This window comes from Streptomyces sp. NPDC093221, assembly GCF_044753885.1.
Lineage (GTDB): Bacteria > Actinomycetota > Actinomycetes > Streptomycetales > Streptomycetaceae > Actinacidiphila.
On sequence record NZ_JBIVOA010000006.1, the window covers coordinates 389,335 to 413,493 of the forward strand.

The 24,159-nt window shown below is 73.8% G+C and carries 19 protein-coding genes and 1 riboswitch; of the genes, 11 read left to right on the top strand and 8 right to left on the bottom strand.

Translation table 11 applies throughout. The features are described from left to right. Positions 1 to 129: 129 nt before the first annotated feature. Positions 130 to 1,341 (top strand): acyl-CoA dehydrogenase family protein, encoded by a 1,212-nt coding sequence (locus ACIQCJ_RS24535; protein WP_402712520.1) that lies wholly within the window; start codon positions 130 to 132, stop codon positions 1,339 to 1,341. 51 nt (positions 1,342 to 1,392) lie between these two features. Here ACIQCJ_RS24535 and ACIQCJ_RS24540 read toward each other — a convergent pair whose 3' ends face one another. Continuing rightward, positions 1,393 to 1,845 carry a hypothetical protein gene (locus tag ACIQCJ_RS24540; RefSeq protein WP_401307219.1) on the bottom strand — a complete coding sequence of 151 codons (453 nt, stop codon included), beginning with the start codon at positions 1,843 to 1,845 and terminating at the stop codon, positions 1,393 to 1,395. Positions 1,846 to 2,177: 332 nt separating this feature from the next. Between ACIQCJ_RS24540 and ACIQCJ_RS24545 the strand changes: the two genes are divergently transcribed. From ACIQCJ_RS24545 to fxsA, 6 genes are all read left to right on the top strand, one after another. Then, positions 2,178 to 3,425, top strand: coding sequence for an FAD-binding protein (locus ACIQCJ_RS24545; protein WP_402712522.1), 1,248 nt, complete (start codon positions 2,178 to 2,180; stop codon positions 3,423 to 3,425). Positions 3,426 to 3,515: 90 nt separating this feature from the next. Continuing rightward, a complete protein-coding gene (locus tag ACIQCJ_RS24550; protein WP_355347139.1) occupies positions 3,516 to 3,956 on the top strand; it encodes an Lrp/AsnC family transcriptional regulator in 441 nt (146 codons plus the stop codon). A gap of 106 nt (positions 3,957 to 4,062) precedes the next feature. Beyond that, a complete protein-coding gene (locus ACIQCJ_RS24555) occupies positions 4,063 to 5,718 on the top strand; it encodes an amidohydrolase (protein WP_402712523.1) in 1,656 nt (551 codons plus the stop codon). Positions 5,719 to 6,504: 786 nt separating this feature from the next. Then, a complete protein-coding gene (gene lnt, locus ACIQCJ_RS24560; RefSeq protein ID WP_355347145.1) occupies positions 6,505 to 8,118 on the top strand; it encodes an apolipoprotein N-acyltransferase in 1,614 nt (537 codons plus the stop codon). After that, positions 8,118 to 8,882, top strand: coding sequence for a polyprenol monophosphomannose synthase (locus ACIQCJ_RS24565; protein WP_355347148.1), 765 nt, complete (start codon positions 8,118 to 8,120; stop codon positions 8,880 to 8,882). Before lnt ends, ACIQCJ_RS24565 begins: the two co-directional genes overlap by 1 nt. Positions 8,883 to 9,034: 152 nt before the next feature. Then, positions 9,035 to 9,637, top strand: coding sequence for an FxsA family membrane protein (fxsA, locus tag ACIQCJ_RS24570; RefSeq protein ID WP_355347151.1), 603 nt, complete (start codon positions 9,035 to 9,037; stop codon positions 9,635 to 9,637). 173 nt (positions 9,638 to 9,810) lie between these two features. On the opposite strand, the gene ACIQCJ_RS24575 is transcribed toward fxsA, so the two are convergent. Both ACIQCJ_RS24575 and ACIQCJ_RS24580 read right to left on the bottom strand, forming a co-directional pair. Continuing rightward, positions 9,811 to 10,185, bottom strand: a complete 375-nt coding sequence (locus tag ACIQCJ_RS24575; RefSeq protein WP_093713023.1) for an RNA polymerase-binding protein RbpA — start codon at positions 10,183 to 10,185, stop codon at positions 9,811 to 9,813. A gap of 256 nt (positions 10,186 to 10,441) precedes the next feature. Continuing rightward, a complete protein-coding gene (locus tag ACIQCJ_RS24580; RefSeq protein WP_401307234.1) occupies positions 10,442 to 11,272 on the bottom strand; it encodes a YitT family protein in 831 nt (276 codons plus the stop codon). A 64-nt stretch (positions 11,273 to 11,336) separates the two neighbouring features. Here ACIQCJ_RS24580 and ACIQCJ_RS24585 point away from each other — a divergent pair, with 64 nt between their 5' ends. Next, positions 11,337 to 12,848, top strand: a complete 1,512-nt coding sequence (locus ACIQCJ_RS24585) for a PLP-dependent aminotransferase family protein (RefSeq protein ID WP_402712524.1) — start codon at positions 11,337 to 11,339, stop codon at positions 12,846 to 12,848. 213 nt (positions 12,849 to 13,061) lie between these two features. On the opposite strand, the gene ACIQCJ_RS24590 is transcribed toward ACIQCJ_RS24585, so the two are convergent. After that, positions 13,062 to 14,696, bottom strand: a complete 1,635-nt coding sequence (locus ACIQCJ_RS24590) for a hypothetical protein (protein ID WP_391050644.1) — start codon at positions 14,694 to 14,696, stop codon at positions 13,062 to 13,064. A 192-nt stretch (positions 14,697 to 14,888) separates the two neighbouring features. Further along, positions 14,889 to 15,083: a hypothetical protein gene (locus ACIQCJ_RS24595; RefSeq protein ID WP_188279792.1), complete on the bottom strand. Its 195-nt coding sequence runs from the start codon at positions 15,081 to 15,083 to the stop codon at positions 14,889 to 14,891. Between the two features lie 246 nt (positions 15,084 to 15,329). Here ACIQCJ_RS24595 and ACIQCJ_RS24600 point away from each other — a divergent pair, with 246 nt between their 5' ends. From ACIQCJ_RS24600 to ACIQCJ_RS24610, 3 genes are all read left to right on the top strand, one after another. Next, the gene (locus tag ACIQCJ_RS24600) at positions 15,330 to 15,974 is read left to right on the top strand and encodes a uridine kinase (RefSeq protein WP_401715748.1); all 645 of its coding nucleotides are present in this window, start codon (positions 15,330 to 15,332) and stop codon (positions 15,972 to 15,974) included. A gap of 97 nt (positions 15,975 to 16,071) precedes the next feature. Further along, positions 16,072 to 17,088 carry a GNAT family N-acetyltransferase gene (locus tag ACIQCJ_RS24605; protein WP_355347165.1) on the top strand — a complete coding sequence of 339 codons (1,017 nt, stop codon included), beginning with the start codon at positions 16,072 to 16,074 and terminating at the stop codon, positions 17,086 to 17,088. Between the two features lie 325 nt (positions 17,089 to 17,413). After that, positions 17,414 to 17,629: riboswitch (cyclic di-AMP (ydaO/yuaA leader) on the top strand. Between the two features lie 3 nt (positions 17,630 to 17,632). Beyond that, positions 17,633 to 18,604 (top strand): peptidoglycan DD-metalloendopeptidase family protein, encoded by a 972-nt coding sequence (locus ACIQCJ_RS24610; RefSeq protein WP_402712526.1) that lies wholly within the window; start codon positions 17,633 to 17,635, stop codon positions 18,602 to 18,604. Positions 18,605 to 18,784: 180 nt separating this feature from the next. On the opposite strand, the gene ACIQCJ_RS24615 is transcribed toward ACIQCJ_RS24610, so the two are convergent. The 3 genes from ACIQCJ_RS24615 to rho form a co-directional block, all read right to left on the bottom strand. After that, positions 18,785 to 21,853, bottom strand: a complete 3,069-nt coding sequence (locus ACIQCJ_RS24615; protein ID WP_402712527.1) for an AAA family ATPase — start codon at positions 21,851 to 21,853, stop codon at positions 18,785 to 18,787. Positions 21,854 to 21,863: 10 nt separating this feature from the next. Then, positions 21,864 to 22,706: a phytanoyl-CoA dioxygenase family protein gene (locus ACIQCJ_RS24620; protein ID WP_402712529.1), complete on the bottom strand. Its 843-nt coding sequence runs from the start codon at positions 22,704 to 22,706 to the stop codon at positions 21,864 to 21,866. Positions 22,707 to 22,840: 134 nt separating this feature from the next. Continuing rightward, on the bottom strand, positions 22,841 to 23,995 hold the full coding sequence (rho, locus tag ACIQCJ_RS24625) for a transcription termination factor Rho (RefSeq protein WP_355347174.1): 1,155 nt from the start codon (positions 23,993 to 23,995) through the stop codon (positions 22,841 to 22,843). Between the last annotated feature and the right edge of the window lie 164 nt (positions 23,996 to 24,159).

Here is a 24,159-nt window from a genome sequence, read left to right on the forward strand (position 1 = left end):
GCCAGAACCGCTGATCACCGCGTGCCGCGACCCGGCAGGGGACCATCGGTTCATGGGCACTGCCCACCGACGGCGCCGCCACACCCAGGGCGTGCCGCCGACGCCCCCGACAGGGAGGAGCGTGCCGCGATGTCGCAGCACGGCCCGCAGCCGGTTGTCCGCCACCTGCCCACCGAGGAGGCGCGGGATCTGCTCGCGCTCACCCGGGACCTGGCCCAGCGGGAGATCGCGCCCGCGGCCGCCGCGGAGGAGGACGCGGGCCACTTCCCGCGTGAGACCTTCGCGCTGATCGGGGAGACCGGACTGCTCGGCCTGCCGTACGCGGAGGAGCACGGCGGCGGGGGTCAGCCGTACGAGGTCTATCTCCAGGTGCTGGAGGAACTGGCCGCGGCCCGCCTCACCATCGGCCTCGGCGTCAGCGTCCACACCCTCGCCTGCCACGCGCTCGCGCACTTCGGCGCCAAGGAACAGCGCGCCGAGCACCTGCCCGCCATGCTCGGCGGCAGCCTCCTCGGCGCCTACTGCCTCTCCGAGCCCGCCGCGGGCTCCGACGCGGCCAGCCTGCGGACGCGCGCCGTACGTACCGGCGGCGGCGCGGACGGGGGCGGGGCGGGCGGCGACGGCGGGAACTGGACGATCGACGGCACCAAGGCGTGGATCACCCACGGCGGGGTCGCCGACTTCTACACCGTCCTGGCCCGCAGCGGCGGCGACGGCGCGCGCGGCATCTCCGCGTATCTGGTGCCGGGCGACGCGCCGGGCCTGAGCGCCGCCGCGCCCGAGCGGAAGATGGGGATGAAGGGCTCGCCCACCGCGCAGGTGCACTTCGACGGCGTGACCGTCCCCGACAGCCGCCGCATCGGCGAGGAGGGCCAGGGGTTCGCCATCGCGCTGGCCGCGCTGGACGCCGGGCGGCTCGGCATCGCCGCCTGCGCCGTCGGCCTGGCCCAGGCCGCGCTGGACGCCGGGCTCGCGTACGTCAAGGAGCGGCGCCAATTCGCCCGGCCCCTGGCCGACTTCCAGGGGCTGCGCTTCATGATCGCCGACATGGCCACCAAGATCGAGGCGGGCCGCGCCCTGTACCTGGCCGCGGCCAGGACCCGCGACGCCGGTCTCGACTTCTCCCGGCAGGCCGCCATGGCCAAGCTCTTCTGCACCGACGCGGCGATGCAGGTGACGACGGACGCCGTCCAGCTCCTGGGCGGCTACGGCTACACGGCCGACTTCCCCGTGGAGCGGTACATGCGCGAGGCCAAGGTGCTGCAGATCGTCGAGGGCACCAACCAGATCCAGCGCATGGTGATCGCGCGCCACGTGGCGGGCCCCGAGTCGCGGAGCTGAGCGGTCACCCGGCGGCGGGCGGTACCCCGGCGCCCCGGTCGGGGCGCCGGATCAGGCCGCGCGGGGCGCCGGTACCCGGAAGGGGCGCGAGCCGGGGCCGCCCACGTGCGAGAAGGGCTGGGTGCGCCAGTCCAGGGTGTCGGGCAGGACCAGGAGGGTGCCGAGGTCGAGGTCGTGGACCTCACCGGGCAGGGAGCCGTCGAGGGGGCGGGCCTCCTCGACGGGGCGGCCCGAGCCGGAGCAGACGGTCAGGCCGAAGGGGTTCCACGGCGTGGGGCACAGGGCGTGCTCCGGAAGCCGGTCCTCGTCGGCGAAGACCGCGATCGGCCGCGCGCACTCCGGGCAGTCCACCCGGACCAGGTCGAGATCGTCCTCGAACGAGTCATCCGTGTCGTCGGCGTCCGGCAGTCCCGGCAGCAGCGCGAGCGCGAATTCGCGTTCGTGCCCCTCCTCGGGCGCCGGCTGGGTCCGCTCACTGCGGTTGTGGCGCACATGGTTACGCATATTCGCGTCTCCCCCATCGGACGGATGTGCCCTCCATCGGGCCGGCCCGGCGTCAATCCCGCGGCCATAGCGAGCACTTCCCGCCGCGCTACGCGGGTAATCACGCCATCGACCTCATAGGGATGCATGGGGTGTGGCCTTCGTCACATCCCGCCTTTCGGCCGGTCCATGCGCCCTCACCATGCCTCCGCGCACCCCTCGTGCCCCCGCGCGGCATCTTGCGGGAGTGCCGGATAAGGTGCGACCGGGCGTGGCCGGGCAGGGCCCCGCCGACCGGTGGAAGCGGCTCGGCAGAATGCGTGGCGACGTGATGCGTGACGGGTGGCGGCGTAATGCGTGACGGTGGGATGCGGACCAACTGGGCCGGGAACATCACCTTCTCGGCGGAACGGGTGCACCGCCCGGAGTCGACCGGCGCCCTGCGCTCCCTGGTCGCCGCGAGCCGCCGCGTGCGGGTGCTGGGCAGCGGCCACTCCTTCAACGACATCGCCGACACCGACGGCGCCCTCGTCGAACTCTCCGGCCTGCCACCGGACATCGACATCGACACGGCCGCGGCCACCGTCCGCGTCGCCGCGGGCGTCCGCTACGCCGAACTCGCCCAGCGGCTGCACGAGTCCGGCTTCGCGCTGCCCAACATGGCGTCGCTGCCGCACATTTCGGTGGCGGGCAGCGTCGCCACCGGCACCCACGGCTCCGGCAACGCCAACGGCGGCCTCGGCACCTCCGTCAGCGCCCTCGAACTCGTCACCGCGGACGGCGAAGTCGCCGTGCTCAGCCGCGACAAGGACGGCGACCGCTTCGACGGCGCCGTGGTCTCGCTCGGCGCGCTCGGCGTCGTCACCGCCCTCACCCTCGACCTGGTCCCCGACTTCGCCCTCCGCCAGCACGTCTTCACCGGACTCGAACTGGCCGACCTGGACGGCCACTTCGACGCGATCACCGGGGCCGCGTACAGCGTCAGCATGTTCACCGACTGGCGCGCGCCGCGCTTCGGGCAGGTCTGGCTCAAGCAACTCGCCGACGCGCCCGCGCCTGAATTCCCCTGGGCCGCGCCCGCCACCGGGCCGATGCACCCCGTCCCCGGCGCCGACCCGGTGAACTGCACCGCGCAGCAGGGCGTGGCCGGACCCTGGCACGAGCGACTGCCGCACTTCAGGCCGGGATTCACCCCCAGCAGCGGCGCCGAGTTGCAGTCCGAGTACCTGCTGCCCCGCGAACACGCCCTGCCCGCGCTCCACGCCCTCGCCGGGCTCGGCGCCGACATCGCGCCGCTGCTCCAGATCTGCGAAGTGCGGACCGTCGCCGCCGACCGGCTCTGGCTCAGCCCCGCCTACGGGCACGACTGCGTCGCCTTCCACTTCACCTGGGTGCCGGACACCGCCGCCGTCCTCCCCCGCCTCGAACAGCGCCTCGCGCCGTACGCGCCGCGCCCGCACTGGGGCAAGGTCTACGTCGCCGACCCCGCCGAGGTCAGGTCCCGCTACCCCCGTATGGCGGACTTCCGGGCGCTGGCCGCCGAGCTGGATCCGGGCCGCACCTTCAGCAACGCCCACCTGGACCGGCTGCTGCCCGCGTGAGCGCGACGGCGACACCCGGCGCGGGATGTGACCGAACCGTGCACATGCATACGTAACGCGGCGCTGTGCCTATGGGTAAGGTCATCCGCTATGGAGGAGTTGGACCGGCACATCGTGGAACTTCTCGTCGCCGACGGGCGCATGAGCTACACCGACCTGGGCAAGGCCACGGGCCTGTCCACCTCGGCGGTGCACCAGCGCGTGCGCAGGCTCGAACAGCGCGGCGTGATCCGCGGATACGCGGCCATCGTCGACCCCGAGGCGGTCGGCCTGTCCCTGACGGCCTTCATCTCCGTCAAACCGTTCGACCCCAGCGCCCCCGACGACATCGCGGACCGCCTCGCCGAGGTCCCCGAGATCGAGGCGTGCCACAGCGTCGCGGGCGACGAGAACTACATCCTCAAGGTGCGGGTCTCCGCCCCCATCGAGCTGGAACACCTCCTGACCCGGATCCGCACCCTCGCGGGCGTCTCCACCCGCACCACGGTCGTCCTGTCCACGGCGTACGAGGCCAGGCCGCCGCGCGTCTGAGCCGTGCGTCCGGCCGCCGCCGACCCGCCGTCACGGGAGGCGCGCAGGCGCCGGGGGCGCCACCCCGGAGTCCGGCGCGCGCCCCGACCGGGGGAGACTTGTGCCCATGCACCGCACCTCCACCCCGCAGCCCCCCGCCACCCCCGCGCCGACCGGCACCGTCCTGCTCCGCGGCGGCGCCGTCTACAGCCCCGCCGACCCCTTCGCGACCGCGATGGTCGTGGACGGCGGCACCGTCGCGTGGGTCGGTTCCGAAGGGGCCGCGGACTCCTTCGCGGACGGCGTGGACCGTGTCGTCCGGCTCGAAGGGGCGCTGGTGACCCCGGCCTTCACCGACGCGCACGTGCACACCACCGCCACCGGCTTCGCCCTCACCGGCCTCGACCTGTCCGGCGCCGCGTCGCTGGCCGACGCGCTGACCCGTACGGCCGCGTACGCCGCCGAGCGGCCCGCCGACCGCGTGCTGCTCGGCCACGGCTGGGACGAGAGCCGGTGGCCCGAGCGGCGCACACCGACCCGCGCGGAGCTGGACGAGGCGGTCGGCGGACGACCCCTCTACCTGACCCGTACGGACGTCCACTCGGCCGCCGTCAGCACCGCGCTGCTCGACCTGGTGCCCGGCGTCCGGGACGAGCCCGGCTTCGACCCGCAGGCGCCGCTGACCCGCGACGCGCACCACGCGGTACGCCGCGCCGCGTACGCCGCCGTCACCCTTGCCCAGCGCGCCGCCGCCCAGCGCGCCGCGCTGCTGCACGCCGCGGAACAGGGCATCGGCGCGCTGCACGAGTGCGCGGGCCCCGACATCTCCTCCGAGGACGACCTCACCGGCCTCCTCGCGCTGGCCGCCGCCGACGCCGGGCCGCGGGTCTTCGGCTACTGGGCGCAGGCCGCGTCTACCCCCGCCGACCTCGACCGGGTCAGGGACCTCGGCGCGATCGGCGCGGGCGGCGACCTCTTCGTGGACGGCTCGATCGGCTCCCACACCGCCTGCCTGCACGCCCCGTACGCCGACGCGCCGCACACCGGCGTCAGCTACCTGGACGCCGAGACCATCGCCCGCCACCTCACCCTCTGCACGGAAGCGGGCCTCCAGGCCGGTTTCCACGCCATCGGGGACGCGGCGATCGGCGCGGTCGTCGACGGCGTACGGGCCGCCGCCGCGGCCGTCGGCCTGGAACGCGTCAGGGCACTGCGGCACCGCGTGGAGCACGCCGAACTGATGACCCCCGACACCATCGCGGCCTTCGCCGAATTCGGCCTCGTGGCCTCCGTACAGCCCGCCTTCGACGCGGCCTGGGGCGGTGAGGACGGCATGTACGCCGACCGGCTCGGCGTCGACCGGGCCCGCGACCTCAACCCCTTCGCCGCCATGACCCGTGCCGGGGTGCCGCTGGTCCTCGGCTCCGACAGCCCCGTCACCCCGCTCGACCCCTGGGGCGCCGTCCGCGCCGCCGCCTTCCACCGCACCCCCGAGCACCGCGTCTCGGCTCGCGCCGCCTTCAACGCCCACACCCGTGGCGGCTGGCGCGCCATCGGGCGGGACGACACCGGCGTCCTGGTCCCCGGCGCCCCCGCCGACTACGCCGTCTGGGACAGCGGCGACCTCGTCGTCCAGGCCCCCGACGAACGTGTCGCCAACTGGTCCACCGACCCGCGCTCCGGCACCCCGGGCCTGCCCGATCTCACCCCCGGACGCCCGCTTCCGTCCGCCCTGCGCACCGTCGTCGGCGGCCGTACCGTCTTCGAGCGGCCGAACGGGTGACCATCGCTCGGCACATGCGGCCGAACGGTGTGCCCTCGGCCTGTCGCGGCGTGTCGCAAGGCCCCGCACTGACCTGCTGATTTGGCGAAACCCCGCAGGTCAAGGGGGTGTTGACAGCCGATGGTCGGAGGCGAGTAGGTTCGGCCAAGTCCACCACAGGACGTCGGACCGGGGGCCCTCCGCGGTTCTGTCGACCGCCGCTGGGCCATGGGGCGCCGCGCCGCACGTGCACGCCGCCACTGGCAGCCAGGTCCAGCGTCAGCGGCGCCGGAACGCGTACGCGCCCCGGTCGGCAGGTGTGACCCGGGAAGGGCCCGGACGCCCAGTAGACAACGGCCTTGGTACTGACCCGCAGCCAGCGGGTCCCAGGTCGGCCCGAAGGGCGTCCGGGCCCGTTCCGTTGCCCTCCCGCAGTCTGGGGGTCCCCCCGGACGGAGTCTGGGGGAGGGTCCCGCGTTGGCCCGATGGGCGCCTGGGTCCGTTCCGTTGCCTTCCCGCAGTCTGGGGGAGGGTCCCAGGTCGGCCCGATGGGCGCCTGGGCCCGTTCCGTTGCCCTCCCGCAGTCTGGGGGAGGGTCCCGCGTTGGCCCGAAGGGCGTCCGGGCCCGTTCCGCTGCCCTTCCGCTCTCTGTTCCGCGGCCTGGGGGCACCCCCAGACTTCGTCCGGGGGTGCCCCCAGGCGGGTGGGGCGGGGTACCGTCGCCTTCATCACCACTTCACCTGCAAGAAAGGCCGCGACGTGCGCCCGCGACCCGACACCGTTTCCGCGGCGACCGCGGTTGAGCCGTTGACGGAGCCGTCAGCGGCGCCAGGGGTTGGGGCGGAGGGGAAGGCGTCGCGCCGCGAGCGGTTCGCGGCGGCGGCGCGGGCGGCCGCGCCCAGGTCGGCGGTGGCCGCGGTGAGCGGCTGCGCGCTGGCGCTGGCGTTTCCGCCGTACGGGGTGTGGCCGCTGTCGGTGGTGGCGGTGGCGGCCCTGGCACTGGTGCTCGAGGGCAGGACGGTGCGCCAGGCGGCCTGGCTGGGCTTCGCCTTCGCGTTCCCCTTCTTCCTGTGGCTCCTGGTGTGGCTGCGCTCGGTGATCTGGCTGGCCGTACCGCTGCTGTCGGCGGTCGAGGCGGCGTATCTCGTGCTGATGGCCGCGCTGATCGTGCTCGCCCGGCGGCTGCCCGGCTGGCCGCTGTGGACCGCGTGCCTGTGGGTCGCACAGGAGCTGGTACGCGACCGGCTGCCGTTCGGCGGCTTCCCGTGGGGGCGCCTGGCGTTCGCCAACACCGCCTCCCCGTACACCCCGCTCGCCGCGCTCGGCGGCGCCCCGCTGGTGACCTTCGCGGTGGCGCTCAGCGGCACGCTGCTGGCCGCGGCGGCCCTGGCCGGGTACCGGGCGTACAAAGCCCGCCGCGCCGCCGTCCTGCCGGGCGTGACCGCCCTGGCCCTGTCGGTGGCCGTCCTGCTGTCCGGCCTGCTCGTGCCGGTGCACACCAATGCCGTCGGCCACGTGCGCGTCGCCGTCGTCCAGGGCAATGTGCAGCAGCCCGGCATGCACTTCCTCGGCCGACCGATGCAGATCCTCAACAACCACGTACAGGCCACCCTCAAGCTCGCCGCCGACATCGAGGCGGGCAAGGTGCCCAAGCCCGACATCGTGCTGTGGCCGGAGAACTCCTCCGACCTGGACCCCTTCACGTACCCGGAGGCGTACGACAAGATCACCGAGGCCGTGAAGGCGGTGGGTGTGCCGGTGCTGGTCGGCGCCCTGGTCGACGGCCCGGACGAGGACCACGTGCAGAACGAGGGCATCGTGTGGGACCCGGTCACCGGCCCCGGCGCCCACTACACCAAGCAGCACCCGGTGCCGTTCGGCGAGTACGTGCCCTTCCGCAAGGCGCTGACCAAGGTCGTCCCGATGCTCAACCAGATCCCGCGGGACTTCTACCCCGGCAAGGGCACCGGCGTGATGCGGATCGGTCCGGCCGAACTCGGCGACGTGATCTGCTTCGAGGTCGCCTACGACGGCATCGTGCGCGACACGGTGAAAGCCGGGGCGCGGGCCCTGGTCGTCCAGACCAACAACGCCACCTACGGCCGCACCGGCCAGCCCGAACAGCAGCTCGCCATGTCCCGGCTGCGCGCCGTCGAGCACGGCCGCGCCATCGTCACCGCCGCGACCAGCGGAATCAGCGCGATCGTCGCTCCTGATGGCAAGATCGAACAGCAGAGCGCGGAGTTCACCCAGCAGGTGCTGAGTGCCGACATCCCGCTGCGCGACGAGATCACTCTCGCCGACCGCGTCGGTACGTTTCCTGAGTGGTCACTCGCTATTGTTGGGCTCCTGTCCTGTGCGGTCGCCTTCGCGCTCGGCAGGCGCGACCGCACACGCATGGGCATGGCAAAGGGGCAGTAGTGAACGACGGCGAGCAGCGGAGCTTCGGGCCGCTCGGCAAGGTTCTGGTCATCATCCCGACCTACAACGAGGCCGAGAACATCAAGCCGATCGTGCAGCGGGTGCGCACGTCGGTACCCGACGCCCACATCCTCGTCGCCGACGACAACAGCCCGGACGGCACCGGGAAGCTCGCCGACGAGCTGGCGGGCGCCGACGAGCAGGTCCACGTCCTGCACCGGCAGGGCAAGGAGGGCCTGGGCGCGGCGTACCTCGCCGGCTTCCAGTGGGGCATCGACCACGGCTACGGCGTCCTGGTCGAGATGGACGCGGACGGCTCCCACCAGCCGGAGGAACTGCCCCGGCTGCTGACCGCGCTCAAGAGCGCGGACCTGGTGCTCGGTTCGCGCTGGATCCCGGGCGGACGGGTCGTCAACTGGCCGAAGTCCCGCGAGTATCTGTCGCGCGGCGGCAGCACCTACTCCCGGCTCCTGCTGGACGTCCCGATCCGTGACGTGACCGGCGGCTACCGCGCCTTCCGCAAGGAGACCCTGGAAGGTCTCGGCATGGCCGAGATCGCCTCCGCCGGCTACTGCTTCCAGGTGGACCTCGCCTGGCGCGCGGTCAAGGGCGGCTTCCACGTGGTCGAGGTGCCGATCACCTTCGTCGAACGCGAGCGCGGCGACAGCAAGATGAGCCGCAACATCGTGGTCGAGGCGCTGTGGCGGGTCACCGCGTGGGGCGTGGGCTCCCGGGCGGGCAAGATCGTCGGCCGCAAGGCGTAAGGCCGCCCACGGCCCCCTGAGCCCCTTCGTGGGGCATGCGGGGGCGGGACGCGCGGACGTGCGCACGGGCGTCCGCGGGAATCCCCCGCGGAAGCCGAAGAGGGAAGCGTCCACCGATCCGGTCTTTACCTGATCTTTGGCACACTTGAGCTATGACGATGAGCACTCCGCCCTCTGTCCGTCCGCAGCAGCCCGGCCCGCGGCGACGGCGCCGTTCGCGCGTCCGCACCATCCTGCCGCTGGCTGTCGCGGCCTGGGCGGTGCTGGAGATCTGGCTGCTCATCGTGGTGGCGGGGGCGACCAGCGGGCTGACGGTCTTCCTGCTGATCGTCGCCGGGCTGATACTGGGCGCGAGCGCGGTCAAGCGGGCCGGGCGCAGCGCGTGGCGGAATCTGACCGCGCAGGTGCAGGCCGCCCAGGCGCAGGCCGCGCGGGACCCGAACGCGGCCCCGACCCCGCCCGCCGAGAGCAAGGGGCGCAACGGACTGGCGATGCTCGGCGGCCTGCTGCTGATCATCCCCGGCTTCCTCTCCGACGCCGTGGCGCTGTTCCTGCTGTTCCCGCCGACCCGCAGGCTCATCGGCAAGGGCGTCGACCGGCTCAACGCCCGCGCCCTCGCGGCGCGGCCCGCCGCCGGGGAGCCCGGCTCCGTCGGCGACCTCTTCCAGCAGGCGCGGGACGCCAACGAGCAGATCCGGATCCACAAGCCCGACGGCAAGGTCATCCAGGGCGAGGTCGTCGACCACCGGGACTGATCACGCGCGCGGGTCCGGCGGTCCGCGCCCCGCGGATCTCGGGATCAGCGCCGCGCCACGCAAAAACCCGCCGGGGGCGGAGCAGGTGCTCCGCCCCCGGCGGGGAAGTGTCGGGGGGCCTTGGTCCCCGGGGAGGTGATCCCTGGGGCGCCCCCATGGGTGAGCCCGCGCTGTCAGGCGCTCTTGCGGTTGTCGCGCGGATGCACGGCGATGTTCATCGCTCCGGAGCGCAGGACGGCCAGCCGTTCGGCCAGCACCTCCTCCAGCTCCTCGAGCGTGCGCCGCTCCATCAGCATGTCCCAGTGCGTGCGCGCGGGCTTGGTCGTCTTCTCCTCCGGGCCCTCTCCGTCCACCAGCAGGGCGGTCTGGCCGCAGGCGCGGCACTCCCACTCCGGCGGAATCTCGGCCTCAACCGAGAACGGCATCTCAAATCGATGTCCGTTCCGGCATGCGTACTCAACGGTCTGGCGCGGGGCCAGATCGATACCGCGGTCGGTCTCGTAGCTGGTGGCCCCGAGTCGCGTGCCGCGGAGAGCTCGCTCACTCATGAATCGTGCCTCCCGGGCTTGGTCGCCCACAGGACAGGTGTCGCTGTCGTCGTCATCCGGTCAACGTCCGGTCGGCGGTGAAGATTCCCGTTTAGGGAGATGCGTCGCCCGTCGTGTCGCCCCTGTTTGTACCCACCGGTGCCCGGTTTGTCACATCTGAGCGGAGATGTCACCCGGTGTCGTCATATCTTTTGCATGCAGTAACGGTCAAGCTGCTGGGCCAACCGCGTACACTACCGGTCCGCACCGCCTCCGGCTAAATCGGATCGACCGCAGCACGTTCGGGCGCGTCCCGACGAATCACCGCAGAAGCGGGCATTACGTCCGGGGTCGAGCCCGCGTCAGCACCCGAATTCGTATCCGAATTCGCCTCCCCGTCCCTGGTCGCGTCCGTGGCCCCGTCCCTGTTCGCGTCCTTGGCCACGCCCGGACCCGGCGCTCCCTCCGGTTCCGCGAAGGCCCGCAGGAAGAATTGCGCGAGCGGGCCGATGGCCAGCGCGTAGAGCACCGTACCGACCCCCACGCCGCCGCCCAGCGCGAAACCGGCGGCCAGCACGGTCACCTCGATGCCGGTACGCACCAGCCGTACGGAACGGCCGGTCCTGCGGTGCAGGCCGGTCATCAGGCCGTCGCGCGGTCCGGGGCCGAAACGGGCGGTGATGTAGAGGCCGGTCGCCAGGCCGTTGAGCGCCACCCCGGCCACCAGCAGCGGGACGCGTACGGCCAGGGCCTCCACGTGCGGCACCAGGCGGCAGGTCCCGTCCATCGCCAGGCCCACGACGAAGACGTTGGAGACCGTGCCGAGTCCGGGGCGCTGCCGGATCGGCCACCACAGGAGGAGAACGGCCGCGCCGACGACAATGGAGACGACGCCGATGCTCAGTCCGGTCAGCCGGGACAGCCCCTGATGGAAGACGTCCCACGGGTCCAGGCCGAGCGCGGCGCGGATCATCAGCGCTGAGCTGGCCCCGTACAGGACCAGCCCGACGTAGAGACGGACGAGGCGGCGGTACGGGACCGGCGAGAGCGACGGGTGCGGGAACGACGAGAACAACGGAACCCCCCTGGCGGACGTGTTGGCGCACATGCCACTCTGTGGCCTGTAAGTGCTTCGGATCCACGGCCAATCTGTGGAAGGTGGACTGATTTCTGTGTCCCAGTGGACTGCGACGGTCGGCGCCGCGCACCTCGCCCGGCTTCTCGAACCGCGCCCGCGAAGCGGCCGCGGCGCCGGAGCGGCGACGGGCCACGGGCGGAAACTGCCCGCCTACCGGGGGCTGGCCGACGGGATCAGGCTGCTGGTGCTCGAAGGCCGGGTACAGGTCGCCGCGCGGCTGCCCGCGGAACGGGAACTGGCTCTCGCGCTCGGCGTCAGCCGGACCACCGTCGCCGCCGCCTACGAGGCGCTGCGCACCGAGGGATTCGCCCGCTCGCGGCGCGGCGCCGGAAGCTGGACCGCGATCCCCGACGGCCATGTGCTGCCCTCGCGCAGCCTGGAGCCGCTGCCGCCGGACGCCGCCGGGTCCGTGATCGACCTCGGCTGCGCCTCGCTGCCCGCGCCCGAGCCGTGGCTGACCCGCGCCATGGAGGGCGCGCTCGCCGAACTGCCCGCCTACGCCGCCACGCACGGCGACTTCCCCGCGGGGCTGCCGGTGCTGCGCGAGGCCATCGCCGACCGCTACACCGCGCGCGGTGTGCCCACCATGCCGGAGCAGATCATGGTGACCACCGGGGCGATGGGCGCCATCGCGGCGGCGGCCCGGCGGCTGGTCGGCTTCGGCGAACGGGTCGCCGTCGAGTCGCCCAGTTACGCCAATGTGCTGGAGCTCTTCCGCGAGACCGGCTCCCGGCTCGTGCCGGTCACGCTGCGCGAGGGGCTCGGCGGCTGGGACATGGACGCCTGGCGGCGCGTGCTGCGGGACGCCGCGCCGCGCATGGCGTACGTCATGCCGGACTTCCACAACCCGACCGGCAGTCTCATCGGCGAGGACCAGCGGCGCGACCTGGTCGAGGCCGCGCGCGCGGCGGGCACCGTCGTCGTGGCCGACGAGACGATGGCCGAACTCGTCCTGGACGGTGAGGAGTCGGGGGTGCGGCCGATGGCCGCCTTCGACCGCGGCGGCACCGTCATGACCGTGGGCTCCGCCAGCAAGGCGGTCTGGGCGGGGCTGCGGATCGGCTGGGTCCGCACCACCCCGGACGTCGTACGCCGCCTGGTCTCGGCCCGCGCCTACCTCGACATCGGCTCGCCCGTCGTCGACCAGCTCGCCGTCGCCTGGCTGCTGCGCGGCGGCGGCTGGGACCTGGCCCTCGCGGCTCGCCGCGAGCGGGCCCGCGAGTGTCGCGACGACCTCGTCGCCGCCTTGCGTGAGCACACTCCCGACTGGGACTTCGCGGTGCCCCGCGGCGGTATGACCATGTGGGTCCACACCGGTGACGTGTCCGGCTCGCGGCTGGCCGTCGCCGGTGAACGGCTCGGTGTCCGCGTGCCGTCCGGGCCGCGCTTCGGCGTCGACGGCGCCTTTGAGCCGTACATCCGGCTTCCCTTCACCGTCAGCGGGGCCGCCGCCGTTGAGGCTGCCGCCCGGCTTGCCCAAGCCGCCCACGTCGTCCGCTCCGGCGGCGCCGCCGACGGCGAAACCACCGGCCTCTTCGTGGCCTAGGGCCCCTCTGCGGCCCCCTTTGCGCCGGGGCGGCGCGCCGCTCTTTCAGGGGCGCGGGGAACTGCGTGCCCAGCCACGACGGGCTGTCAGCCCGGACACGACAGCGACTGCCCCGCCGGGGCCGGTTCTCACAGCTCGCCGCCGCGACGGCTGGTCGCGCAGTTCCCCGCGCCCCTACGGGGCACGTCCCGCCGCGAGGCTAGGGGCTAGGGGCTAGCCGAGTTCCAGGTCGGCGACGGTGCGGACGACGGCGTCCTTGCGGAGGGCGACGGGGGCCGGTTCGAGGACGGCGGGAGAGGACTCCTCGGGCTCGGGGACCTCGACGGAGTCGGAGTCGGCCTCGGCCTCGGAGGTGGTGGGGAGGAGGCCGAGGACGGCGTCGCGGTGCGACTGGGCGCACTCGTCGTCGTAGGGGTCGGGAGTGGAGGGCACCTGGAGGCGCAGGACGGGCCCGGTGCCGAGCCGGGCGTACCCGCGGCCGGGGGGAACGTCGGCGGCCGGGGTGGTGCGCTGCGGGGCGCCGAGAACGGCCTCGACGTGCTCGGGGGCGAGCGGCCCGAGGACGACCCGGGCCCGGGTCTGGGCGATCACGACGGGCGCGAGCGCCTCCGTGGCGTCGAGCTGGTCGGCGACGGCGACGGCGACATTGGCCGCGCGCCCGTGCCGCAGCGGGACGTCGAGGAGGGTCTGCGGATCGGGCCGCCCCTCGGCGAGGGCGAGCTGGGTCAGCGCGGTGGGCCGGTCCACCAGGATCCACAGCGGACGGCGTACGTCCTCGGAGACCGGATCGCCGTTCTGCCGCGCCCGGTTGACGGCGATGAGCCGCCGTTCCGTCTCGTGCGCGGCCCATTCGAGGGTTGCGGAGGCGCCGGACAGGCCGCCCTCCACGGCGAGGACGCCGGGCCGCCCGATCAGGGACGCGTACTCACCGGTGCCGCTGCCGTCCACGACCACCACGTCACCGTGGACCAGCGCCTGGAGCGCGATGGACCGCAGCAGGCTGGTGGTGCCGGTGCCGGGCTGGCCGAGCGCCAGCAGGTGCGGCTCGGTGGAGCGGGGGCCGGTGCGCCAGACGACCGGCGGGGCGTCCCTGGTGCCCTCGCCGCCGGTCACCGGCACCGTCCGCTGGACGGCACCGGCGTCGGTGAAGCCGAGGACCGTCTCGCCGGGCGAGGTGATGAAGCGCTGCGCGACGATGTCGGTCGGCAGCGGCGCCAGCGCGGTGAGGGTGAGGTGGTTCTCCTCCTCGTTCCAGTCGAAACGGTACTCCCGGCCCCGGCCCGCCTTGGCGTGCAGAAGCTGCTCCACCCGGGCGCGCGACTCGGCCTCGCCGTCGGTGAAGTACGCCGGGTAGCGCAGGTGCAGCCGGGCGAGCCGACCGCCCTGGAACTCGTACTCGCTGAACACCTTCTCCCAGCTTCCCTCGTGCGCGTACAGCGGCGCGGGGTCCCCGGCGTCCGACAGGTACGGCACCAGCGCCTCGTACAGCGCCTGGAGCCGGCCGGTCTCGGCCTCGCTCGGGCCCGCCGGGGCGGCGGGGGTGCGGTCGCGGCCCATCCACGCGGCGGACGCCATGATCGCGCCGATCGCCAGCAGCGGGCCGTACGGCATCATCACGACGACGACCACGCCCGCGGCGGCCAGCAGCAGCGCGGGGCCGCGGCGGTCCTTGGGGGTGCGGCCCCACCAGCCGCCCGCCCACAGCACCTGCTTGCGCATGCCGCGGGCGATGGTGATGACCGGATGGAGCACGTCGGTGGCGCTGTCTGCCGCGGTGCGCGCCAGATCGCGCCCGCGGACGAGCGCGGGTCGGCTGGTCAGAATGCTGGGAAGGGGACGCCTGGCCACGGGGTGCTCCATGGGTGGTTCGGGTTCGGGCTTCGGGTGCGGGAAGGGCCGCGTGGGGAAGGGCGGCGCCCTGAGGGTGCGGCGGGGGGACGGGCGGCGGCCGGAATGGACACGGGCCCGGAGCGGACGACCGCGCCGGGCCCGTACTGGAGTGGCCGCCCGCCGGCGACGGCCAGGTCCCGGGCCGGGGCCCTAGACCTTGATCCCGCCCAGCAGGCTGGCCAGGCTCGCGCCGCCCGCCTTGATGCTCGGGGCGATGGCCGTGCCCGCGAGGTAGAAGCCGAAGAGGGCGCAGACGAGGCCGTGGGACACCTTCAGCCCGTCCTTGCGGAAGAACAGGAAGCAGATGACGCCGAGAAGGACGACGCCGGAGATCGACAGGATCATTGGGCTTTCTCCTGGGTGATGGGGACGGTCACCATGAGTTCTTCCAGGCTCACAAAAAGTAATAGATCACGCACGGTGGCAAATGAGTGATTTGTAGCGAATTTCCACCATGTGGGGGAGGCGGCGAACGGTGCCCGGCGCGAGCATTGCCCGCCAGGACCGGTGCATGTGCCCACCGCGCCCCCCGCCCCGCTCCTGGCGCAGCGAAGTCGCCCGAACGGGTGACGGCGGTGCAGGATGGCCGGTGTGCAGCTCACCCCGATCACCTGGTCACGGCTGGCCGACACCCTCGCCGAGCGGATCGCGGACGCGACCGCGGGGGTGAGCGCGGACGGGCCGGGGCCCTGGTGGCGGGTGGCCGTCGACGGCGCGGACGCCGCCCGCCCCGGCGATCTGGCGGACGCCGTCGCCGCCGCGCTGCCCGCTCTCGGCCGCCGCGCGCTCCGGGTGCGCGCCGCCGACTTCCTGCGGCCCGCCTCCCTGCGCTACGAGTACGGCCACCAGGACGCCGACGCGTACTACCAGCTCTGGCTGGACACCGGCGCGCTGCGCCGCGAAGTGCTCGACCCGCTCGGCACCGACGGCTCGGGCCGCGTCCTGCCGACACTGTGGGACGCCGCCACCGACCGCGCCACGCGCGCCGACTACGTGCGCCTGCCGCCCGGCGGCGTCCTCGTACTCGACGGGCCGCTGCTCCTCGGGCAGGGGCTGCCGTTCGATCTGACGGTCCATCTGCGGCTGTCCCCGGCCGCGCTGGAGCGGCGCACGGCGCAGGCCGACCGGTGGACGCTGCCCGCATTCGACCGTTACGACCGGGAGGCGATGCCGGAACAGACCGCCGATGTCCTGGTACGTGCCGACGACCCGCGACACCCCGCCTGGACAGGCTGAACGACCCTCGCGCGTAAGCCCGTTGACCTCCCGGCCGCCGCCGGTCCGGCCTCGCCTTGCCGTGGGACCGCGCACCCCGCTAGCGTCCCCATCCACCATGACTGTCGCCATCGCGCCGCTGACCACCGAGCACATACCCCAGGCCGTGCAGCGCTACGACCGCTGGTTCGCGCGCGCCCGCCGCCCGCCGTCGCAACGCTCGTGGCTCGCCGACGGCCCCGTGCGCGGTGAGGAGCTGCTGGGCAAGCTGATCGGCGTTCCGGGTCTCGAGGCCGCCCGCGCGCTCGACGGCGACGGCGGCCTGATCGGACACCTCGCCGCCGTCCCGGTGGACCTCACCCAGGACGACCCGGCGGGGCTGCGCAGCCACCCGCACTCCGCGCTGGTCCCGCACGGCGGTCACGCGCTGCCCGGCGGACGCGAGTCGGAGGTGCTGCGCGCGCTGTACGCCCGCGTCGCGGCCCGGCTCGTCGCGGAGCGACGGCTGGTCCACTACGTCGACGTGCCCGCGGGGGAGACCGCCACCCTGCCCTGGGCCGACCTCGGCTTCGGCCGCGAATTGGTGCACGGTCTGATGGCGGTCAAGGCGCGCGGGCGCCAGCCGCGCGGCGTCGAAGGGCTCGGCATCCGGCGCGCGGGCGTCGGCGACCTGCCGCAGATCGGCCGGATGGCCGCCGAGTCCTCGCGCAGGCAGCGCGAGTCCGCGGTGTTCCAGCCCCAGCCGGAACGCGCGCTCGCCGCCCTGCGGGTCTACTACGCCGACGCGCTCGGCGACCCGCGCAGCGCCGCCTGGATCGCCTCCCGCAGGGGCGAGGAGATCGGCATGGTGCTGCTGGTCCCCGCCACGCCCGACCCGGTGATCCCCGAGTCCTGCGTGGAGCTGGCCGAGGCGTACGTCGAACCCTCCGCGCGCGGCGAGGGCGTCAGCCGCGTCCTGCTCGCCACCGCGCTGGCCTGGGCGTACGACCACGGCCACCGCTACATGTCGGCCCGCTGGCACTCCGCCTCACCGCTGGCGGCGGGGCACTGGCCCGCGGTCGGCTTCCGGCCGGTCGCGTACCGGCTCAGCAGGTCGCTCGACGGCCGGATCGGCGGCTCGCCCGGCAGCTACTGATATCCCCAAGTAGCGTATTAAATCGGGCATTTAGGCGTGATGTGGCTCACTCGGCCGGTCCGCAGTGAGCGGCATCACCTCGGGAACACGGTCCGATTCCCCCGATGTACCCACTGTTCCCGATCCGGGCGGTTTGTCACCAGGAATCGGTCACGAAGGCACGGACGGTGAGCGGCCCGCACACGCAGCGGTGACGGCGGACGACCGGGAGTGACCGCGCCCCGCGCGGTGCGCCCGACGACGATCACGGTTGGTTGCCCGCCGCTCGGCCGGTCGTTTAGCTTCGCCTCCTGCGGGCCGGATGCCCGCGAATTGCGAATGTCCGTCGGGCGGAACGCCGAATCCTGCCGCCGCCCGGTTTCCTGGATCTTTGATCACACACGGCAGGGGCGGGGGACCCAGGTAAGTCGCCGTCCAGCAGTACCGGACGGCTCGGGGTGAAGTCGCGGCGCCTTGCGTACACGCAACGGCATTTCCACGTGACCGGGCATCTCCTGCCCGAACCCGACAGCTCACCTCGTAGGCGTAGGAGAGGAAATCCCCCATGCCCGCAAAGGGACAGCACCGCAAGACCCGTATGAGCCGCCTCACCCGCATCTGCATCGCCGCGGGCACGGGTGGCGTGGCCATCGCCCTGCCGCTGGTCGGCGCGGGCATCGCCTCGGCGGCCGAGCCCGCCCACAGCGCCCCCGCCACCGCCTCGCACACCTCCGCCGTCAAGGCGGCGACCGTGGCGGACAAGAGCGCCGCGCCCAAGGCCGCCAAGGCCAAGACCACCAAGTACTCCGTGGTCAGCGGTGACTCGCTGTCGAAGATCGCCGACAGCCACCACGTCAACGGCGGCTGGCAGCAGCTCTACTCCGACAACAAGTCGGTCGTGGGCTCCAACCCGAACCTGATCTACCCGGGCCAGCACCTCACGCTGAACGGCGCCTCCGCCGAGAAGCCCGCCACCGCGCAGAAGTCCGCCCCGGCGCCGAAGAAGTCGGCCCCGGCCCCCGCCAAGAAGGCGACCCCGGCGCCCGCCGAGACCACCGCCCCGTCGAAGTCGTCCGACACGACGACCACGACCACCAAGTCCGCCGACACCACCGCCGCCAGCTCCTCCGGCTACACCAAGCCGGTCGGGGACGCGGCGATCGGTACCCAGTACCACGCCTCCGGCGCCAACTGGTCCAGCGGCTACCACACCGGTGTGGACTTCCTGGTCGGCTCCGGCACCAGCGTGAAGTCGGTCGCCGCGGGCACTGTCGTCTCCGCGGGCTGGGACGGCGCGTACGGCAACGACGTGATCGTCAAGCACGCCGACGGCAAGTACACGCTGTACGGCCACCTGACCCAGGCGCTCGTCTCGGCCGGGCAGACCGTCACCGAGGGCCAGCAGATCGGCGTCTCCGGCGCGACCGGCAACGTGACCGGCCCGCACCTGCACTTCGAGGTCCGCACGACCCCGGACTACGGCTCCGACATCGACCCGGTCGCCTACCTGGCCTCCCACGGCGTCACCGTTTCCTGACCCACCCGCTCCACGGCCGCTGTGGCGGCTCCTCGCGGCATCCGTGCCCGCCCGGTTCCTCACCACCGGGCGGGCACAGCCGCGTGACGGGCCGCGAGTCCACGTGGTCACGCGGGTGACGTGGTCACGCGGTGACGTCGTTGCGCGGTGACGTCGTTACGCGGTCACGTCGTTACGCGCTCACGTGTCCGGGAACAGCGCGGCCAGCTCGCCGCGCGAGACCACACCGAGCTTCGGATACGCCTTGTAGAGGTGGTGCCCGACCGTGCGCGGGCTGAGGAAGAGCTGCGCGGCGATGTCCCGGTTGGTCAGCCCGAGTGCGGCCAGCCGGACGATCTGCGACTCCTGCGGCGTCAGCCCCGCCTCGTCCGCGACCGACCTGACCGTGTCCTGACCCACCGTCACCGACGCTCCCGACGCGCCCAGTTCACTGCGCGCCCGGTCCGCCCACGGGCGCGCGCCGAGCCGTTCGAAGGTCTCCAGCGCGGCCCGCAGGTGCCCGCGCGCCTCGCTCTTGCGACGGGCCCTGCGCAGCCACTCGCCGTACAGCAGCGCCGTACGCGCCGACTCCAACACCCTTCGGTGCGGGTCGTGACGGGCCAGCGCCTCGATGAAGTACGCCTCCGCGTCGGCGTCCTTGGCCCGCAGCGCCCGGCAGCGCGCCACCAGCGCCCGCGCCCAGTCCTGCCCGGAACGCGTGGCCCACGCCTCGAATCCGGCCAGGGGCTCGTCCGCCCGCTCCGGCACGCCCAGCCGCACCGCCGCCTCCACCAGGTCGGGGACGCCGCGCGTCGCGGAGATGTGGTGCCGTACGGTCGGCTCGGTCAGCAGCGACAGCCGGTCGAGCGCGAACTGCGTACGGCCCAGGCCCAGTTCGAGCAGCCCTTGCGACCAGTACGCCCACGGCGCGCCCGGCGCCATCGCCGTGCCCGCGCCGCCCGCCAGGGCCTCGTCCACCAGTCGGCGGCACTCGTCCTCGTCCCCGCGCAGCGCCGCGACATGCGCCAGCGCACTGCTCAACTGGCTGACCCACTGCCGCTGTCCGGTGTCCCGTGAGATCCGCAGCCCCTCGGACGCCGTGGCGACGGCCTCGTCGAGGCGGCCGTCGAACAGTTCCGCCTCCGCGCGGAAGAACATCAGCGTCGTCAGCCTGCCGACACCGCCGCTCTCGCGGCTCTCCGCCGCCAGCGTCGTCGCCAGGTCGTACGCCGCCGCGTCCTGCCCGAGCGCCAGGCCCACCCCGCACAGCATCACCAGGTCCCGAGGATCGACCCGGCCGCCGCGTGCGGCCCGTGACGCCGCCGCGGCCTCGGCCACGTCGGGCGGCCCGGCCGCCGCGCTGCCCGGCCCGATCGCCCGCACCAGGAACTCCGCCACCGGCCGGATCGGCGCCCACGGCGGCAGCTCCAGCGCCGCCAGCCGCCCCAACGTCCCCGCCACCTCGTCGTCGCCGAGGTACCAGGCCGTATGCGTCGCCTGCACCAGCATCCGCGCCGCCGCCGCCGAATCCGCCTCCGCCAGCAAATCCGCCGCTTCCAAGAGGAGTTGATGCGCCGCGCCGAAATCCCCCTCCCAGAAGTCCGCGAGCGCCCGCACATAGAGCGCTCTGCCGCGCACGGCGGACAACGGGTTCGCCGCGCCCCGCGCCGCGGTGGACGCGGCTTCGGTGGGCGCCGGGCGGCCCGGCCCGGACGGGTGCGGCGGAACGGGCCCGCCGACGCCGCCGGTGTCGGCGGTGGACGCCGGATCGCCGGGTGCGGGGCCGCCCGGTCCGGACGAGCCGGGCGGAGCGCTCTGCCCGGCGGCGTCGACACCGGAAGCCGATCCGGCGGGTGCCAGACCGCCCGGCGTGGACGCGCGGGGTGAAGCGCCCGGCTCCGCGCGGGCCGTTGGGGCCGACGACGGCTCCGCGCCGCCTCGTACGGCCGCTGCTTCCGCCTCGGTCTCGGCGGCGCGGGTCGCCTGGTCGGCGAAGGCGCGGGCGCGGGGGATGTCGCCCGCTTCGGAGGCGGATTCGGCGGCGAGGAGGAGGCGTTCGACGCGGGCGACGGGGTCGGTGCTGAGGCGGGCGGCGCGTTCGTAGGCGGCGGAGGCCGCCGCGTGGCCGCTGCGTTCGCGGGCGCGGCCCGCGGTCCGCTGGAGGGCGGTGGCCACGGCTTCGTCGGGGCCGGTCGCCGCGGCGGCCAGGTGCCAGGCGCGGTGGTCGGGGTCGCGTACCGGGTCGGCGGCCTCGGCGAGGGCGCGGTGCGCGGCGAGACGGTCGGGGAGGGCGGCACGCTGATGGATCGCGGCGCGGACCAGCGGGTGCCGGAAGCGCAGCATGTCCTCGTCGTCCACGTAGACCAGGTTCGCCTCCTCCGCGGGCGGCAGGTCGTCGACGCCGACGCCCAGCACCGCCGCCGCGCGTACCAGGATGTCGGGGTCGCCGGTGTGGTCGGCCGCGGCCACCAGCAACAGCGTCTGGGTGCCGGGCGGCAGGTGGCTGACCTGGCCGTGGAAGGCCATCTGGAGGCGCGTGGTCAGCGGCAGCCCGCCGCCGGCCGCGGCGGAACCGCCCGCGCCCCGCGCGTCGGCTGACGGTCCGAGCGGGAGTTCCAGCAGCGCCAGCGGATTGCCCCGCGCCTCGGAGAGCACGCGGGTGCGTACGGTGTCGGCCGGTGCGCCGCCGCGGTCGGCGAGCAGCGCCCGCGCCGCGTCCTCGGGCAGCGGGCCGAGCCGCAGTTCGGGCAGGCCGGGCGCGGTGAACGACCCGGCGCCGTCACGTACGGCGAAGACCATCGCCACGCCCTCGGCGTCGAGCCGTCGCGCCGCGAAGACCAGCGCGTCGGTGGACGCCCGGTCCAGCCACTGCGCGTCGTCCACGACACACAGCAGCGGCCCCTCGCCCGCGTGGTCCGACAGCAGCGACAGCACGGCCAGGCCGACGAACATCGGCTCGCTCGCGGCGTCGGCCTCCAGGCCGAACGCGGCCCGCAGCGCCCGCCGTTGCGGCACGGGCAGCGCGTCCAGCGAACCCATCGCCCTGCGCAGCAGCAACTGAAGCCCCGCGTAGGGGAGTTCGGCCTCGAATTCCACGCCGGAGCTGCGGACGACCGTCAGGTCGCCCGCCGCCGCCACGGTCTGCTCCAGCAGCGCGGTCTTGCCGATCCCGGCGTCACCGCGCACCACGAGCGCTCCGCTGCGGCCCTCCCTCGCCCCCGCCAGCAGTTCTTCCAGCGCGGCCGTCTCCGTGTCCCGTCCGTACAACATGCCGGGCACGCTAACCGATCACGGGCCGGGAGTCCGCCTCCCTCCCCGCGGGCCCCCGCGCGGACTCCATGCCGAGGCCACGTCTGATCGCGGTCTCGACCGGCGAGTAGCCGCCGTCGGCCCGCTCCAGTTCGTACGGCGCCGCGGGCAGGAGCGGCGGCTGGGCCATGAAACGCGGACGGCTGCCGTGGTGCGGCTGGGCGGCGTGCACGAGGAACGGGTGGCAGAGGTAGACGTCGCCGGGGGAGCCGGTGGCGAGGGCGAGAGGGCGGTGTTCCGTGGCCGCCGCGATCTGCTCGGAGACCGCCAGGATCGAGGCGCCGGCCTCGCCGTACGGGGCGAGGACCGCGGGCACGTCCAGGTGGGAGCCGACGCGGATCCGGGTCGGCGCGTTCTCCTCGTCCACCTCGGTGAACAGGAACAGCATGAGCAGCGCGCGGTCGCGGGAGCGGACGTTGGCGAAGTACCACTGCTCGCCGGGGACTTCGTAGCTGCCTTCGATGTGCCAGCCCGCGTCGTCCGGCTCGTCCGGGTGCGGGAAGCGCAGCGGGAAGGAGCCGAGGGAGTACCGCGGCGACCAGCGTCCGGCACCTACAAGACGGTCGAACGCGGCGTGCAGGACGGGGGTGTTGGCGGCCTCGGCGAACGGCGGCTGGGCCATGCCGCCCACCCAGTGCACCGGTTGTGTCCAGGTCGCGGGGTCGGCGGGGTCGCAGCCGGTCTCCTTCCACAGGAGATCGGCGCAGGCGCGGGCGGTCGGGGCGGGTACCGCGCCCTCGATCCTCACGAAGCCGTCCCTGAGGAAGGCCCGCTCCCACGCGTCGTCGGCGTGGTTGTCCGTGGCGTCGTCCATCCCCCGATCATCACGTCGCGCGATGTGCGACGGCCACCGGATTTTCTCCGGGTGCGGGTGCGGGTGCGGGTGCGGGTGCGGGTGCGGGCACCGGCGCGGGCTCGTGCCCGGTCCGGGTCCGGGTCCCGGCCGGCTCAGACCTCGCCGGGCACCGTGCTCCGGATCTGCCGCAGGAAGGCGTTGTTGTCCGGGGTCTGCCGGATCTTGTCCAGCAGGACTTCGAGGCCGGACTGGGTGCCGCGCCCTTGCAGGACCCGGCGCAGGCCGCGTACGACCGCCAGTTCGGGGCCGGGCAGCAGCAGTTCCTCGCGGCGGGTGCCGGAGATGCCGACGTCCACGGCCGGGAAGATCCGCCGCTCGGCGAGGGAGCGGTCCAGGTGCAGCTCCATGTTGCCGGTGCTCTTCAGCTCTTCGTAGTAGTAGTCGTCGGCGCGCGACCCGGTGTCCACCAGCGCGGTGGCCAGGATGGTCAGCGATCCGCCCTCCTCGGCGAGCCGGGCGGCGCCGAAGAACTGCTTGGGGCCGATCAGCGCGGCGGCGTCCACACCGCCGGTCAGCGTGCGGCCGCCGGTGGAGGCGGCCGAGTTGTGCGCCCGGCACAGCCGGGTCAGCGAGTCGAGCAGGACCACCACGTCCTGGCCCTGTTCCACCAGCCGCTTCGCCCGCTCGACGGCGAGTTCCGCGACCGCGATGTGCTGCTTGGCCGGACGGTCGAAGGTCGAGGCGATCACCTCGCCGCGCACGGTTCTGCGCATCTCGGTGACCTCCTCCGGGCGTTCGTCCAGCAGCACCACCATCAGGTGGCACTCGGGGTGGTTCTCGGCGACGGCCGTCGCGATGCTCTGGAGCAGCATCGTCTTTCCGGCCTTGGGCGGGGCCACGAGCAGGCCGCGCTGCCCCTTGCCGACCGGGGTCACCAGGTCCATCACCCGTCCGGCGAGCGCGCCGGTGCCGGTCAGCGCCGGGCTCTCCAGCCGCAGCCGCTGCCGGGGGTGAAGGGGCGTCAGGTCCCTGAAGTGCGGTCGCCCGCGCAGGTGTTCGGCCGGGACGCCGTTGACCAGGTCGACGCCGCCCAGCGTGCCGGGCTTTCCGCCGAGGGTGCCCTCGACGAGGTCGCCGTTCCTGAGTCCGGCCTGCCGGATCTGGGCCTGCGGTACGTGTACGTCGTCGGGTGTCGGCAGCAGCCCGGCGGATCGGAGGCGGCCCTGGCCGCCGTGGATGTCGAGTACGCCCGCCACCCGAACCGGCGTCTCCTGCCGGACGGGAGGGCGTTCAAGGATGTCAGTCATGGGAGTCGTCCTTTCTCGGACGAGAGGAAAGTCGTGTGCGCGGCAGGTCGCCGTGCGAGTACGGGGTGCGGCGGGTCTGGCGTGTGATGCGTCAAACGGGCATGCCGGAATGGGATTTCGGCGCGAGCGGGCACAACACGCTCCACGTACCGCGGAGATCACCA